Source organism: Streptosporangium sp. NPDC051022 (assembly GCF_040683035.1).
Taxonomy (GTDB): domain Bacteria; phylum Actinomycetota; class Actinomycetes; order Streptosporangiales; family Streptosporangiaceae; genus Streptosporangium.
On the sequence record NZ_JBFBCF010000001.1, the window covers coordinates 104,428 to 118,585 of the forward strand.

Genomic DNA, 14,158 nt, shown 5'->3' on the forward strand with positions numbered 1-14,158 from the left:
CCGAAGAGGACCGGGGCCGGCCTCGCCACGGTCAGCTACCTCACGATGATCTTGCGGTGCTTCCCGTCGCCGTACTCCAGTCGGTACTCACCCCGTGGCACGACCTGTCCGTCCACCAGGATCCGACGGTCCTCGTTGTAACGAATGCTGTCGGAGCCCTGAGAGCAGACGATCAGCGAGAGGTCAGCGAGTTCCTCCTCCAGGCGTGCCAGCGCACGCCGATAGCCCTCGTGCTCCACCAACGGCACGCCGCCCAGTCGGATTCCGGCCTGGGCCTCCGCGATCGAGACGTAAAGCGGCGTGTCGTGCCGCAGGCAGTGGAGGCAGTGCTTGAACACGTACGTCGTGAGGTCCGGCCCTGGGCCGTCGTGGTAGGTGCCCCATGTCGTGCTCATCACCTCCAGCGGCGTGTGCCGGTACTCGATCGCATCGGTGTGGCGTTCACCGAGGTACGGGCAGGTGACCGCCGAGGCCGTCGGGGCTGCGCTGATCATGGTCTTCCCTCTCTGTTGGATATCCAGGCCACTGTGACTTTCCGCAGGGCGTAGTGTTGCGGCCTGAATCCGGCTGCTTCACCCGGTCGAAGTGGAGCGGCCGTATCACAGCAGAAAAGGGAACTAAGGTCCTGCTGGTAGTCGGATCATCACTTGGCGTAGCTCACTGCGTAGAAGATGCGGGAATTCGTCACGAGAGGAAGCCCACTCCGACCGCTTGTCGGTGCGGTTGACTCCGCCCCGGAGGCTCGACCCGCCATTCGGGTGCAACTCGGACTCGATCGTCTTCAGTCGATGCATCACGGCTGGCCGCGGTCCGCGGCGAGAGCGGTCCCCATCCCTGGCACTGGAAAGCGGTGAGCCGGTGACGTGCGCCGAGAGAGGAGTTCGCTCCGGGGAAGTGTCCTTCCGCGCTCACATGTCACCGGCCTGCGTCTGCCACTCGATCGGGACACGGGGCGCGCGACGCCCGTTCATGGCTTGTGGACAGTGGGTCAGGAGATTGCGGGCCAGAACTGCACCCGGTACGTCTCCAGTCCTTCGGGAGGTCGTTCTTCGGGGTAACGGGCACCGGGGCCGGGACGGACGCTTGCGCGTACGAGTCAGGTGCAGGCCTGATCGTGCAGGTCCATGACCATGCCGGATGGAGGATAGGGCCCTGTCACCTGTAGCTTTCCCGAGCTGGAGTAGAGCTCTGCCGTCTTGCTTCTGGACCATTGGTCGTCATCGGCGGGTGGCCGCCCGTCCCAGAGCTCCAACGTGATGTCGACCTTGTGCCAGGAAGCCGCCTGGCTGGTGATGATGGCGACGTTCGCGGTGGTGAGGAACCAGTCGGCCATGTTCGCCCGGTCCGCGAGCTCCCAAAGACCTTCGGCCCCTTCTGGCTGCCCGTTTTCACCCGGGGTTCCTGTCGTTCGAGTTCGGCCTGCTGGACACGCTGCGGTCCGAGGGGTTCGTCAACGCCTACGAGCACTGTTCACCCGGGACGCAGGCATATAGCTGGATCGGCCGGACCGACGTGGGCTACTGCTACGACTACTGCCACGTGGGCGCGGCCCTGGCTGACCGCGTCGGCGGCTGCGCCTACCTGCACGAGACCCGTGAGCTGGGGCTGACCGACCACGCCGAGGTCCGGCTGGAACTCGCCCTCGACGCGGTCCGCCTGTCGTACGGGGATGCTGTCGAGCCCGACGAGATCGCGCTGTTCTAGGCCGAGGTCAACGCGGCGCGTACCAGCGAGTCGTAGGTGTCGACTGTCCGCTCCAGCTCGACGCCGAGTGACCGCGCGAAGGTGTCCAGCTCCTCCTGTACGGCGGTGCCGGACTCCTGACCGCTCACCGTGCGCTCGATCTCGACGAAGACTCCGGCGTGCTCGACCTCGTCCACGCAGATGGCCATGTCGCCGAGCGTCGCGGTTCGGCGGGTTTTCACGATGCGGATGGTGGGGTGGAAGCCCATCGCGACGATGGCGTGGTGCATCTGCTCCCGGTCGGTGACCTCGGTCTCGTGTTCCAGGCAGGCCATCGCGTTGTCCAGCGGCCGTTTGATCGTGAACAGGTGCCTGTCCTGCTGGGTGCGCAGCCGGGCGAACGTCACTCCGATCTTGCTGTGCTCGTAGGTCCAACCGTTCTCGGCGTACGCCTGGTCGTCCTGTCGCGCCGGAGGCGAGAGGAACACCTCGCGCCGGGCCAGCGCCTCCTCCAGGGCCGGCAGGTCGCGCACTCGGTACTTGACCTCGATCTCCTGCGTCACATCGGCCTCCCCGGTCTCTGCTGCGACGCAGGGAGCCTACCGAGAGCGGCCGTGGCGTGACGTAGAGAAGGAGAAGCTCAATGGACTGCCTTACATTGGCCTGAAGGATCAGGAACGTCAACAGGCCGTCACCACCGCCGAGACCATGTTGGAGCACGCGCGGGGCATGGAGTCCGAGCGCATCGCCGAACGGGTCGCCACGGTGGCCGATGCGCTGCGGCCCTACGACGCCCGTGTGGGGCAGGGGTTTCTGACGTGGATGCGCCAGCAGGTGTGTGCCCTTGTAGCGTGGAGCCGAGATCAGGCAACCGCACCGGGAGTACGCCGCATGCGCTGGCAGGTCAACTCCGAAGAGCCTCTCTACACCGACCCGTGGCTCGACATCCGGGTGGCGGATGTGGAACTGCCCGACGGCAGGCATCTGGACCACCGGCTGATCCGTACCGCGCCCGGAGCAGGAGCCGTGGTCACCGACGAGCGACGCCGGGTGCTGCTGATCTGGCGCCACCGCTTCATCACCGATTCCTGGGGATGGGAGATTCCCATCGGGAAGATCGAGGACGGGGAGGAAGCGGCGGCCGCCGCGGCGCGTGAGGTCGAGGAGGAGACCGGGTGGCGACCGGGGCCGCTGCGCCCGCTGGTGAAGGTCCAGCCGACCAATGGCATCTCCGACTCCGTTCACCACATCTTCCGCGCTGACAGCGCCGTCTACATCGGCCCGCCCACCGAGGGATGGGAGGCCGAGCGTGTCGAGTGGGTACCGCTGGGCGACATCCCCCGGCTGGTCGGCAAGGGCGACATCGTGAGTGGCACCAGCATGGCCGCCCTGCTGTACGCCCTCACCGAGTCGTAGGCAGTGGCCGAGACTCGGGCAGTCGACACAGCGGACGATCGCGGATCAAGTGTGACCGGACGGCAGGACGGCTCGCACCCAGGAGTTGAGCGCGAGCCGTACAGGGAGAGCTGCGGAACCACTCCTCGGTCGGGAGCAGGCCCGTCTGGCGGGTGCCATCCGGATGGGTCACCTGGCTTGATGTCGGTGCGCCAAAGGCTCGGTAGCCCATGAAGCCCCGGCACTGTGACGACAGGCTTCCGAGCATTGTGACCTCAGCTCAAGCGGCGGGAGCCCGTGGCGTCAGGCGGACCTCGACATCCGCGTCCAAGGCGCGCGCCAGACGCTCCAGAACCGGCAACGTGGGAATGGTCCCGCCCGCCTCGAACCGCGCCACCGCCGACTGCGTCATGCCGGCCGCACGAGCCAGATCGTTCTGGCTCCAGCCTCGCCCCTCGCGCATCCCCCGGACCGTCTTACCCAGCTCGTAAGCCAGGCGTGTGGCCTCATAGGCTTCAGCCGCGCCCGGCTCGGTCATCCGACGATCTCTGAGCTCTCGCCAGCTTCCCTGCTCGCTCATGCTGTTTCTTCTTCCTCGTCGACGGTGTGCGCCAGTTCGACACAGCGACGCATGGCTCGCCGAGCCCGCTCAACCTCACGGTCATCACGCATCCGCGTCTTGTGGAACACGGTCAAGAGCACGATCCGACGATGAGGCGCGATCCAGTAGGTGATGCGCACGGCGAACTCGTCAAGGTGAAACCTGAGCTCACGCAGCTTGCCATCAAGCTGCTTCGTGTAAGGCTCCCCCAACAGGGGTCCTTCCGCCGCAAGCAGATCAACATAGAAAGCCGCCTTCGCGAAGGATGTCGCAGGCAGATCTTCAAGCCACCTCTGAACTTCTGGTTCCAGTTCTACGGTACCCCAGCTCATAGCGTTGATGCTATGAGCCGTGACTCCATCACACTCTGCTTTCGGTCGAACACAGTCGCCTGACGAAGGGACACCTTCAGTGACGACGGCGGAACCGGGCGATCAATGGATACGGCTCACGCCCACAGGATGAGCGGGAGCCGCACGAGTGGACCTCGGAGGCTACTTTTCGGTCGGGACCAGGCCTGTCTGGTAGGTGCTCCACTTGGATGGGGCACCCGGCTTGACGTTGGTGCCGATCCGTCTTGCCGTACCGGTGCCCGGACGGTCGCGGGGACGGTGAGGGCGAGTGGTCGTCGGGGTCAGGTGGACAGGAAGTCGAGGGCGGCTCTGGTGTAGATCTTGGCGCAGTCGACTACGTCCTGTTCCAGGGCGTAGTCGTCGATTCCCGCGGCGAGGGTCGGCTGCGGGCCGAAGCACAGCGCCGGTACGCCCCGGGAGCGCCACCGGCTCGCGTCGCTGGCGGGCAGCCTGATCGCGTACTCCGGCTCCGTGCCCCGCACCTCGCGGAACGCCCCGGCCAGCGCGCGGACCAGGGGGGAGCGGGTGCCGGTCCAGTTCGCCTCCCAGCCCTTGATCCGGGACCAGTGGGCGCCCGGGATCTGCGCGGCGATTCGGCTCACCTGGTCCTCGACGTCGGCCATGCGAATGCCCGGCGGCAGCCGGAAGTCCACCGCGGCGGTGGCCTCGGTGGAGATCTGGCTGACGTAGGAGCCGCCCGTGACGGTGCCGGTGCTGGCGGACAGCCGTACGGAGGGGTCCTCGTCGGAGACCCGGACGTCCTCCAGGTCGGAGGTGAGGGCGGTCCGCCAGCCGTTCAGGTCGTCGACGGCCGAGACGAACCTCGCGAGTCTGGGAACCGCGCCGGAGTCGCGCCTGGCCAGGGAGGAGTGGCCGCCGTCGGCGGAGGCCGCCAGTTCCAGCCAGAGCACGCCCTTCTCCGCCACCGCCAGCCGCATCCAGCCCGGCCCCTCGCCGCAGATCAGCCCGTCGCCCGCCAGGTCGGGCAGGGTGTCGAGCAGGTGGGCGGCCCCGTTGCCGCCGAACACGCACTCGTCGGACACGGCGGTGAACGTGATCTTGCCTTGCCAGTGGTCGGCGTACCGGGCGAGCAGGGTGTAGGCGAGGCTCATCGCGGCGACGGCGCCCTTCATGTTGCCCATGCCCAGGCCGTACAGGCGCCCGTCCCTGCGGGTCATCCGGTGGATGGGGACCGACCAGAGCGACGGGTCGCCGGGGTCCATGGTGTCCAGGTGCACGTTGAGCACCAGGTGCGGGCCGGGACCCGCGCCCAGCGTCCGTGACACGACGCTCGGCATGATCGGATCCGCCGCGAGGAGGTCGGCCTCGCGTCCGTGCCCGCGCAGGTAGTCGGCCACGACGCCGGAAACGGCCACGGTGTCACCGGGCGGGTTGACGCTGGGGGCCGCCACGAGCCGGTCGCACAGCGCGACGAGCTCCTCGCGGGCGTCGTCGACGAGGGCGTCCAACTCCTTGGCCAGGGACTCCTTGCCGGACGGTGACTCCTTGGACGGTGACATGGTTCTCCTTCTTCGCGGGGGGAGCGGGGCTTTGTGGAGAGTCGGGGACCGTGCGGGGGACTTCAAGAGGAGGGCGGGGCTCACTCGGAGGGGCCCGGACGGGTCAGGGGGTGGTGGCGGCGTTTACCTGTCTGCGCCAGTCGGCGGCGCAGACGGTCTGTCCGTCCTCGATGCCCGCGGCCACCACGGCCCCGAAGCGGAGGTCGCCGCCGGGGGTCGGGGTGACGCGGTGTCCTCTGCGGGTGAGGTCGTCCGTGCTCGGGTGGCCGTCCTCCATGAGGAGCAGCCCCTCCTCGCTGCGCCAGCGCGGGGCGCGGATCGCCTCGGCCAGGGAGGCGCCCCCGAAGCGTACGCGTGTGAGCACCTGGAGCAGCGTCTGCACCTGGCCGTCGGCGCCGGGGGTGGCCAGCGCCGTGACACGGTCGCCCGCGGTCAGCAGCGCGGGGGCCAGGGTGTGCACCGGCCGGCGGGCCGGCCCCGGGGCGTTGGGGGCACGGGTGAATCCGCCCGCGCGGTTGTTGAGCGTGAACCCGCCCTCGGGCACGAAGGTGCAGGCCCCGAAGTCGTCGAACACGCTGACCAGGGACGACACCACGTAGCCGGCCGCGTCCGCGGTGGCGACCCCGGCGGTGTGCAGGTAGGCCCGCGGGCCGCCGCGCTGGGAGGAGCGCTCGGGGTCCACCTCCAGCGGGACGTCGAGGAGACGGGCGCCGTCGCGGGCGCACAGGTCGCGGCTGGCGAACGCCGCCTCGGTCAGCTCCACGCAGAGGTGGTCGAGCGGTCCTGGGACACCCTCCCGTTCCAGCCAGGCCAGGGCCATGGCGAGCAGTACGCCCTGGCTCGGGGCCGGTTGCACGAACGCGGTGCCGCCGTCCCACGGCGTGCCGATCGGCGGGCCGACCGGCGTCTCGTGGCGGGCGAGGTCCTCCTCGGTGAGCCGGCCGCCGTCACGCCGTACGGCCGCCGCCACCGCCGAGGCCACCTTCCCCCGGTAGAAGGCGTCGGATCCCGTGGCGGCGATCCCCTCCAGGACGCGGGCCAGTTCCGGCTGCACCACGAGGTCGCCGGGCTTCGCGCGGAGCAGCGGCCAGCCGGCGGCTCCGCCGCGCATCAGCCGTGCCCGCTGGGCCCGGACCGCGGCGGCGAGCGGCTCGCTCATCCGCATCCCGTCGTGGGCGAGCGCGACGGCGGGGGCGAGCGTCAGGGTGAGGGGGAGCCGGCCCCACCGGCGGCTCATCACCTGCCAGGCGTCCACGGCACCCGGCACGGTGACGCTGCCTCCGCCGTCGGAGCACGGTTCGCCGGGGGAGTCCGCGGCCGTCGTGCCGGCTCCGGTCACCGCCGTCACCCGGCCGTCGGGCGTGCGGACCAGGCAGAGCGCGTCGCCGCCGAGGCCGCAGGCGTCGGGCATGAGAACGGCCAGCACCGCCTGGGCGGCGATGGCGGCGTCCACGGCGTTCCCGCCCGCGCCGAGCACGCCGAGCGCGGCCTCGGTGGCCCGGGGATGGGCCGTCGACGCGGAGCCGGACGAAGTTGCCATTGACCTCACCTCTTCCAACAGAAGATAATTTATAAAACATACACGGAGGTATCAATGGCATCGGTTCTCGTCGCCGGCGGTGCGACCGGCATCGGGAGAGCGGTCGTCCAGGCGTTCCGAAAACGCGGTGACAGCGTGCTGCTCGCGGACCGGAACCTGGCGGCCGCGCGGGAGGTCGCCGAGGAGGTGGCGCCGGGCCCGGTACGGGTCCTGGAGTGCGACTTCGCGACGGTCGACGGCCCCGGAGCGGCCGTGCGCGCGGCCGTCGAGTTCGGCGGCGGCCTGGACGTGGTCTTCTACAACGCCGGAGTACTGCTCGCGGCCCCGCTCGCCGAGTGGACGGTGGCGCAGTGGGACCTGTCCATGCAGGTCAACCTGCGCGCGCCCTTCCTCGTGGGGCAGGCGGCGGCCCCGCATCTCGCGAAGTCCGAGCTGGGGCGGCTGATCTTCACCTCCTCCACCGGGGCACTGCGCGGGCACGCGGGTATGCCCGCCTACCACGCCTCGAAGGCGGGGCTGGTGAACCTGGCGCGCGCGTTCGCCGACGAGCTGTCGCCGCAGGGCATCAGGGTGAACTGCATCTGCCCCGGATGGGTCGACACGCCCTTCAACGACGCCTTCTGGAGCCACCAGACCAGTCCGGCCGAGGCGCTCAAGGAGCTGGAGGCCCGGATTCCGCTGCGCCGCCAGGCACAGCCCGAGGACATCGCCGGTCTCGTGATGTTCCTCGCCTCGCCGGAGTCCGGCTACATCACCGGTGAGTCGATCGTCATCGACGGTGGCTACTCCGCCGTCTGATCCCCTTGTCAGGAGTTCTCATGCGCTATCGCGTATCGGTCAACCGTGACGCCCGCCCGCGGGTGGACCTGGGTGACTTCTCCCCGCCCGATCGCGTCCCCCTGGAGTTCCACCGGAGGCTCCCCGGCTACGCCCGCACGCCGCTCACGCCGGCGCCGTTCCTCGCGGAGCGGGCCGGGGTGGCCGAGGTACTGGTCAAGGACGAGTCGTCGCGCCTCGGGCTGCCCTCCTTCAAGATCCTCGGCGCCTCGTGGGCGGTGGTCCACGCGGTGCGGGAGCAGTGGGGGACCGACCTCACGGGCTGCCGCGACGTCGAGGACATGCGGGAGCGCCTGCTCCCGCTCGGTCCCCGGGCGCTCGCCGCCGCCACCGACGGCAACCACGGGCGGGGAGTGGCGCGGATGGCGTCGCTGTTCGGCTGGCGGGCGCACATCTTCGTGCCGGAGGGCACCGCGGCGGCGCGGATCGACGCCATCCTGTCCGAGGGGGCGCAGGTCACCGTGGTCGACGGCACCTACGACGACACGGTCGAACGCTCCGCGGCGGAGGCGGGGGAGCGCACCCTCGTCATCTCCGACACCTCCTGGCCCGGCTACGAGTCCACGCCGCGCGCCGTCATCGAGGGATACTCGACGCTCTTCCACGAGGTCGCCGACGAACTGGCGGAGACGGGGCAGAGGCAGCCGGACGCGGTCGTCGTCCAGGCGGGCGTGGGCGCGCTCGCGGCGGCGGCGGTACGGCACTTCCGCGGCGGTTTCCTCGACGTCCCGCCCCGCGTGATCATCGTGGAGCCGGAGACCGCCGGCTGCCTGCTGGCCTCCGCCGAGGCGGGCCGGATCGCGGAGGTCCCCGGCCCCCATCCCTCCATCATGGCCGGGCTCAACTGCGGCCGCCCCTCGCCGCTGGCGTGGCCGCTGGTCGTGCAGGGCGCCGACCTCTTCCTCAGCGTGGAGGACGAGGCGGCGCGCGAGGGGATGCGCGTGCTCGCCAAGGACTCGATCGTCGCGGGCGAGACCGGCGCGGCCGGGGCGGCGGCACTGCTGGCCGCCGGTCCCGAGGCGCTGGGGTTCACCCCCGGGTCGAGGGTGCTCATCCTCAACACCGAGGGCGCCACCGACCCGGACGCCTACCGTCGCACCGTCGGGGCCGCCGCATGACGGGTGCCCGATCCGCTCTGAGACGATCCCACCTGAGACGATCCGCCCCGAGGCGAGCGGCCCCGGGACGATCCGCCCTGAGACGAGCGGCTCCGGGACGAACAGCTCCGGGGCGGGCGGCTCCGGGACGATCCGTCCCGGGACGGGCATGAGCGCGGACACGGCGGCTCACGTCCCCGGCCGTGCCCGCGTGGCCTCCCCCGCCGACCTCCGGACCCGCGACACCCTGCTGGTGCTTCTCACCGTCGTCGCCGGTGTCGTCGACGTGCTGGGGTTCGTGGGCCTCGACCGGGTCTTCACGGCGAACATGACCGGCAACGTCGTGCTGTTCGGTCTCGCCGCCGGGGATGGGGCCACCGGTGAGATGGTGCGCTGCGGCCTGGCCGTACTGGCGTTCGCGGCGGGTCTCGCGGCCGGTTTCCGGATCGCGCGCGAGTCCGCGCGAAAGGAGCTGTGGCCGCGGGGAGTGACCTGGGCGCTCGCCGCCGACCTGCTCCTGCAACTGGTCTTCCTGGCCTGGTGGGCGGGTACGGCGGCGCACCCGGGCCGGTTGGCCGAGGTCGGCCTGATCGTGCTGTCGTCCATCGCGATGGGCGTGCAGACCGCCGCCGCGCGGCAGCTCGACGCCTACGGGATCACGACCACGTTCGTCACCGGGACGCTCACGGCGCTCTGCGGTGGCCTGGTCGCGGGCGACCGCCGCGGCGCCGTACAGCGGTTCCTGGTCATCGTGGGGCTGGCGGTGGGCGCGGCCGTGGGCGCGGTCCTCATGTGGCTGTCGCCGCTCGCGGCGGCCGTGGCGGGTCCCGCCGTCGTCCTGGCCGTGGTCCTGGTCGCCGCGCTCCGGTTGCACGGCACTTCACAGCCATAGGTGACCAGATTTGAATAATTTATACTCTATCCAATTTTCGCTATCTCGGTTACGGTGCTTTCCACCCACAACGTTCTAGGGGGTCATCGATGAGCGCATCGAGGACAAGGCGCGGTGCCGTGCTGGCCATGACCGTGCTCGCCGTCTCCATCACCGGCGCGTGCGCCGTCGGGGACGGCTCCGCGGGCGGTACCGCGGCCACGCCGGTCGCGGACCGGGCCGGAGCTCCGCTCACGTCGGGCTTCCCGGCGTCGGTGACGGCGGCCTGCCAGTCCGACGCGTCGCCCACGATCGCGGAGATCCGCAAGCGCGGAGAGCTCCGCTGGGGAATCGGCGTCTCCCCGCCGTTCGGCTTCAAGCAGACCGACGGCAGCTGGGGCGGGGTCGAGGCCGACAACGCCCAGGAGCTCGCCGCGATACTCGGCGTGCGGCCCGCCGTCCAGGACTACGACTACAGCCTCATGACCGTCGCCCTCCAGACGAAGAAGGCCGACATCGTGGGCGCGCAGCTGTTCATCACGCCCGAACGGGCCAAGGCGGTCGACTTCAGCACGCCCTACTACCTGTCGGGCCAGCTGTTCTACGTGCTGGCCGACTCCGCCTTCCAGAGCGTCGACGACATGAACAAGGCGGGGGTCCGCTTCGTTTACGGCACGGGCGGCGGCCAGGCCTCCCTGGCGGAGAAGTACATCCCCAAGGCCAAGGTGTCGGACGCCCCGCTCCGCGGCCAGCTCCTGCTGTACGAGTTCCTGGCCAGCGGCCAGGCGGACGCGAGCATGGTCGAGGCCGCGCCGATGGCGGTCCTGCTGAAGCAGTACCGGAGCCCGGCGCTGGCGGCGATCGGGCTCAAGGGCCGGGTCACCGGAGAGCGGGCCCAGCCGGACGAGGTCATCGACCCCTTCAAGGTCGCGTTCGGCCTGGCCAAGAACGATCCGGGCTGGCAGGGCTGCGTCAACGCCTGGGTCGCGGACGCGACCGCGAGCGGACGCATGGACAAGCGCATCGACTACTGGCTGGCGCAGAACATCGCCGGTTGACCGTACGACGTCCGGGCGCCGTGATGGGCGGCGCCCGGAGAACGAGGGCAGATTCCGATGATCTATGAGTTCGACTTCGCCTGGATCCCCGAAGCGCTACCCGTCTTCGCCCGCGCGGCCGGGCTCACCGTGCAGATCCTGCTGTGGACCGCGGTGCTGTCCATGGCGATCGGCCTGGTCACGGGGCAGATGCTGATGTCCCGACACGCCTGGCTGCGCGTACCGGCCCGGCTCTACGTGGACTTCTTCCGGCTCACCCCGGTGCTCTTCCAGATCGTCGCGATCTTCTTCCTGCTCCCGCTGCTGCTGTCGGTCCAGGTGCCCGCCTTCACCAGCGGTGTCATCGCGCTGAGCCTCAACTACGGGGCGTTCTTCTCCGAGATCTTCCGGGCCGGCGTGCTGAGCCTGGACAGAGGGCAGTGGGAGGCGGCGGACGCCATGGGCATGACGCGGCTACAGACGCTGCGCCGCGTCATCTATCCTCAGGCGATCCGCCGCATGCTCCCCCCGATCGGCAGCATGCTCATCGGTCTCACCAAGGACACCAGCCTGGTGTCGGTCATCGGCGTCGCCGACCTGTTCAACACCGCCCAGACGGTCGGCGCCAGGACCTTCCGGCAGATGGAGGTGCTGCTCTTCATCTCCCTCTTCTACCTGATCATCAACCTGCCGCTCGCCGCGTACGCCGAGCGCCTGAACCGGAGGCTCAACATCCATGTCTGAGACGCGGACCGCCTCCCGGACCGCCGCGGGTGAGGCGGGGGAACCGCCCCTGATCCGGATCAGGGACCTGCACAAGCGGTTCGGCGACAACGAGGTCCTGCGCGGCGTCGACCTCGACGTCCACGAGGGCGAGGTCGTCACGATCATCGGGCCGAGCGGCTCCGGCAAGAGCACCCTCCTGCGCTGCGTCAACCTGCTGGAGACCCCCACGAGCGGGCAGGTGCACGTTCTCGGGCAGCAGATCAACGCCAAGGGCGTGCGGCTCGACCGGATCCGGCGCGACATCGGCATGGTCTTCCAGCAGTTCAACCTCTTCCCGCACATGACCGTGCTCGCCAACGTCATCGAGGGACAGCGCACCGTCCTGCGCAGGCCCGCGCGCGAGGCGGAGGAGACCGCCCGCCGGATGCTGGCGAAGGTCGGCCTGGAGCACAAGGCCGACGCGAAACCGCGGCAGCTCTCGGGCGGCCAGCAGCAGCGCGTGGCGATCGCCCGCGCCCTGGCCATGAACCCGAAGATCATGCTGTTCGACGAGCCGACCTCCGCGCTCGACCCCGAACTCCGCGCCGAGGTGCTCGACACCATGCGCGAGCTGGCCGCCGAGGGCATGACGATGATCATCGTCACCCACGAGATGGGGTTCGCCCGCCGCGTCGCCGACCGCGCCGTGTTCATCGACGGCGGCCTGATCGTCGAGGACGGCCCGCCCGGCGTGATCCTGCGCCGGCCGGAGACCGACCGGCTGCACCAGTTCCTGAACGTGCTGCTGTGGGGTGAGGACGCTTGACCTCCTCCCCCCTGAAGGGAGGGATTCCCACGGTCGCCCGCAGGGTTTCCTGTTTCACCGCCGGTCGCCCGCCCGAAAAGGATCTTTCGTTGGGGTCTTACACCAGCTCCGCAGGCGTTTCACCTCTCCGCCGGCCCGGCGGCGAGGGGAGAGCCGATCGTGCAGGTGACGGCTTGGTTATCGCCGTCACCGAACACATTACCGAATCCTGTGGCGTCGTGCCGCGTTTTCTCCCGGCCCTGAAGGACCGGGTTTCCACGCTTAAGGAGTTTCGATGAGCGAAGGAAAGAGCCGGGAGTTCGGCGGTGTGGAGGTCCACCACATCGACGTCGTCGCCCCCTCCGAACGTCACGGCCGGGCACGAGATCTCTTCGCCGTCTGGTGCTCGGCCAACCTGAGCGTCGGCAACTTCGTCTTCGGCGCCCTCGCCGTCGTCGTGGGCAACAACCTGCTCTGGGCGGTCGTCGCCCTGGTGATCGGCAACGTCGTGGGCGGGGCGTTCATGGCCCTGCACTCGGCGCAGGGCTCCAGGCTCGGCGTGCCCCAGCTCATCCAGAGCCGGGGCCAGTTCGGCTACTACGGCGCGCTGCTGCCGGTGCTCCTGGCCGCACTGCTGTACTGCGGGTTCTTCGTCGTCACCGCCATCATCGGCGGTCAGGCCCTCACCGCCGCCGTGCCCTCTGCCGGGACGGGACTCGCGACCGTCCTGGTGTCGCTGATCAGCATCGCCCTGGCGCTGATCGGCTACCGCGTCATCCACCTGGCCGCCCGGCTGGCCGTCTGGCCGCTGTCCATCAGCGTCGTCATCGTCGCCGTGGCGAGCCTGCGGCACGGCGGTCTCGACTGGTCGTTCGACGGCTTCGCCTGGGGGCCGTTCCTGACCGCCGTCGGCCTGGTCGCGACCTTCCTGCTCACCTACGCGCCGTACGTGTCGGACTACTCGCGCTACCTGCCCGAGGACACCCCCGCGAAGTCCGCCTTCGGCTGGACCTTCGCTGGCGCGACCAGCGGCTACTTCGCGGCCGGACTGGTCGGGGCCTTCCTCGCGGTCCAGTTCACCGACCTGGACTCCATGGCCGCGGTCCGCGAGGTGCTCGGCGACGGCCCGCTGACCTTCGTCATCCTCCTCGTCGGGGCGGTGTCCATCGGCGGGAACAACGCGCTCAACCTCTACGGCGGGATGCTCAACCTCATCACCGCGGTGAGCTCCGTGGTGAAGGTGAAGGCGTCGGTCACGTTCCGGGTCGTGATGCTGCTCCCGACGTTCCTCATCGGGCTGCTCGTCGCGATGTGGGCCTCCGAGGACTTCGTGACGAACCTCAGCACCTTCCTCTCCTTCCTGATGCTCGGGTTCGTCCCGTGGGGAGCCGTCAACCTGATCGACTTCTACCTGGTGCGCCACGGCGACTACGACGTGGGCGGGTTCTTCGAGCCGCGCGGGCCGTACTACGAGGACGCCGCCACCTGGACGTGGAAGGGCGTCGCCTGGAAGGCGATCCTGTCCTACGTCGTCGGCGTCGTCGCCTCGATCCCGCTGGTCGGCAACACCTGGTACACCGGTCCCCTCTCCGAGGCCCTGGGCGGCGCGGACCTGTCCTGGATCCCGGGGACCGTGGTCACCGGTGCCGTGTATCTGCTGCTGATGGGGCGTCGCGGGGCCAGGAGGCCCGGCCCCGCTCTCGATAGGGTGTGA

General features: G+C 69.8%; 16 protein-coding genes. 9 read left to right on the forward strand and 7 right to left on the reverse strand.

Features of this window, described 5'->3' with window-relative positions; genetic code table 11:
* Nucleotides 1-35: 35 nt before the first annotated feature.
* A complete protein-coding gene (locus AB0N02_RS00515) occupies nucleotides 36-494 on the reverse strand; it encodes a hypothetical protein (RefSeq protein ID WP_363940849.1) in 459 nt (152 codons plus the stop codon).
* 602 nt (nucleotides 495-1,096) lie between these two features.
* Nucleotides 1,097-1,333 (reverse strand): hypothetical protein, encoded by a 237-nt coding sequence (locus AB0N02_RS00520; RefSeq protein ID WP_363940850.1) that lies wholly within the window; start codon nucleotides 1,331-1,333, stop codon nucleotides 1,097-1,099.
* Nucleotides 1,334-1,512: 179 nt separating this feature from the next.
* Here AB0N02_RS00520 and AB0N02_RS00525 point away from each other — a divergent pair, with 179 nt between their 5' ends.
* Nucleotides 1,513-1,704 (forward strand): hypothetical protein, encoded by a 192-nt coding sequence (locus tag AB0N02_RS00525; protein ID WP_363940852.1) that lies wholly within the window; start codon nucleotides 1,513-1,515, stop codon nucleotides 1,702-1,704.
* On the opposite strand, the gene cyaB is transcribed toward AB0N02_RS00525, so the two are convergent.
* Nucleotides 1,701-2,246, reverse strand: a complete 546-nt coding sequence (gene cyaB, locus AB0N02_RS00530) for a class IV adenylate cyclase (protein WP_363940854.1) — start codon at nucleotides 2,244-2,246, stop codon at nucleotides 1,701-1,703. The genes AB0N02_RS00525 and cyaB overlap by 4 nt on opposite strands.
* 328 nt (nucleotides 2,247-2,574) lie before the next feature.
* Between cyaB and AB0N02_RS00535 the strand changes: the two genes are divergently transcribed.
* Nucleotides 2,575-3,099 carry an NUDIX domain-containing protein gene (locus AB0N02_RS00535; RefSeq protein ID WP_363942474.1) on the forward strand — a complete coding sequence of 175 codons (525 nt, stop codon included), beginning with the start codon at nucleotides 2,575-2,577 and terminating at the stop codon, nucleotides 3,097-3,099.
* Nucleotides 3,100-3,358: 259 nt separating this feature from the next.
* Here AB0N02_RS00535 and AB0N02_RS00540 read toward each other — a convergent pair whose 3' ends face one another.
* The 4 genes from AB0N02_RS00540 to AB0N02_RS00555 form a co-directional block, all read right to left on the reverse strand.
* Nucleotides 3,359-3,658 carry a helix-turn-helix transcriptional regulator gene (locus tag AB0N02_RS00540; protein ID WP_350918394.1) on the reverse strand — a complete coding sequence of 100 codons (300 nt, stop codon included), beginning with the start codon at nucleotides 3,656-3,658 and terminating at the stop codon, nucleotides 3,359-3,361.
* Nucleotides 3,655-4,011, reverse strand: a complete 357-nt coding sequence (locus AB0N02_RS00545; protein WP_363940856.1) for a type II toxin-antitoxin system RelE/ParE family toxin — start codon at nucleotides 4,009-4,011, stop codon at nucleotides 3,655-3,657. The genes AB0N02_RS00540 and AB0N02_RS00545 overlap by 4 nt, the downstream gene beginning before the upstream one ends.
* 302 nt (nucleotides 4,012-4,313) lie before the next feature.
* Nucleotides 4,314-5,552, reverse strand: coding sequence for a M20/M25/M40 family metallo-hydrolase (locus AB0N02_RS00550; protein ID WP_363940857.1), 1,239 nt, complete (start codon nucleotides 5,550-5,552; stop codon nucleotides 4,314-4,316).
* A 103-nt stretch (nucleotides 5,553-5,655) separates the two neighbouring features.
* Nucleotides 5,656-7,092 (reverse strand): gamma-glutamyltransferase, encoded by a 1,437-nt coding sequence (locus AB0N02_RS00555; protein ID WP_363940859.1) that lies wholly within the window; start codon nucleotides 7,090-7,092, stop codon nucleotides 5,656-5,658.
* Nucleotides 7,093-7,146: 54 nt separating this feature from the next.
* Here AB0N02_RS00555 and AB0N02_RS00560 point away from each other — a divergent pair, with 54 nt between their 5' ends.
* The 7 genes from AB0N02_RS00560 (at nucleotide 7,147) to AB0N02_RS00590 (ending at nucleotide 14,158) form a co-directional block, all read left to right on the forward strand.
* A complete protein-coding gene (locus AB0N02_RS00560; RefSeq protein ID WP_363940861.1) occupies nucleotides 7,147-7,890 on the forward strand; it encodes an SDR family oxidoreductase in 744 nt (247 codons plus the stop codon).
* A 20-nt stretch (nucleotides 7,891-7,910) separates the two neighbouring features.
* Nucleotides 7,911-9,047 carry a diaminopropionate ammonia-lyase gene (locus AB0N02_RS00565; RefSeq protein WP_363940862.1) on the forward strand — a complete coding sequence of 379 codons (1,137 nt, stop codon included), beginning with the start codon at nucleotides 7,911-7,913 and terminating at the stop codon, nucleotides 9,045-9,047.
* A gap of 148 nt (nucleotides 9,048-9,195) precedes the next feature.
* Nucleotides 9,196-9,918 (forward strand): YoaK family protein, encoded by a 723-nt coding sequence (locus tag AB0N02_RS00570; RefSeq protein WP_363940863.1) that lies wholly within the window; start codon nucleotides 9,196-9,198, stop codon nucleotides 9,916-9,918.
* An 89-nt stretch (nucleotides 9,919-10,007) separates the two neighbouring features.
* On the forward strand, nucleotides 10,008-10,955 hold the full coding sequence (locus tag AB0N02_RS00575) for an ABC transporter substrate-binding protein (protein ID WP_363940865.1): 948 nt from the start codon (nucleotides 10,008-10,010) through the stop codon (nucleotides 10,953-10,955).
* Nucleotides 10,956-11,012: 57 nt separating this feature from the next.
* Nucleotides 11,013-11,678: an amino acid ABC transporter permease gene (locus AB0N02_RS00580; RefSeq protein WP_363940867.1), complete on the forward strand. Its 666-nt coding sequence runs from the start codon at nucleotides 11,013-11,015 to the stop codon at nucleotides 11,676-11,678.
* Entirely contained in the window at nucleotides 11,671-12,465 is a 795-nt protein-coding gene (locus AB0N02_RS00585; protein WP_363940869.1) for an amino acid ABC transporter ATP-binding protein, read from the forward strand. The genes AB0N02_RS00580 and AB0N02_RS00585 overlap by 8 nt, the downstream gene beginning before the upstream one ends.
* Before the next feature lie 274 nt (nucleotides 12,466-12,739).
* The gene (locus AB0N02_RS00590) at nucleotides 12,740-14,158 is read left to right on the forward strand and encodes a cytosine permease (RefSeq protein ID WP_363940871.1); all 1,419 of its coding nucleotides are present in this window, start codon (nucleotides 12,740-12,742) and stop codon (nucleotides 14,156-14,158) included.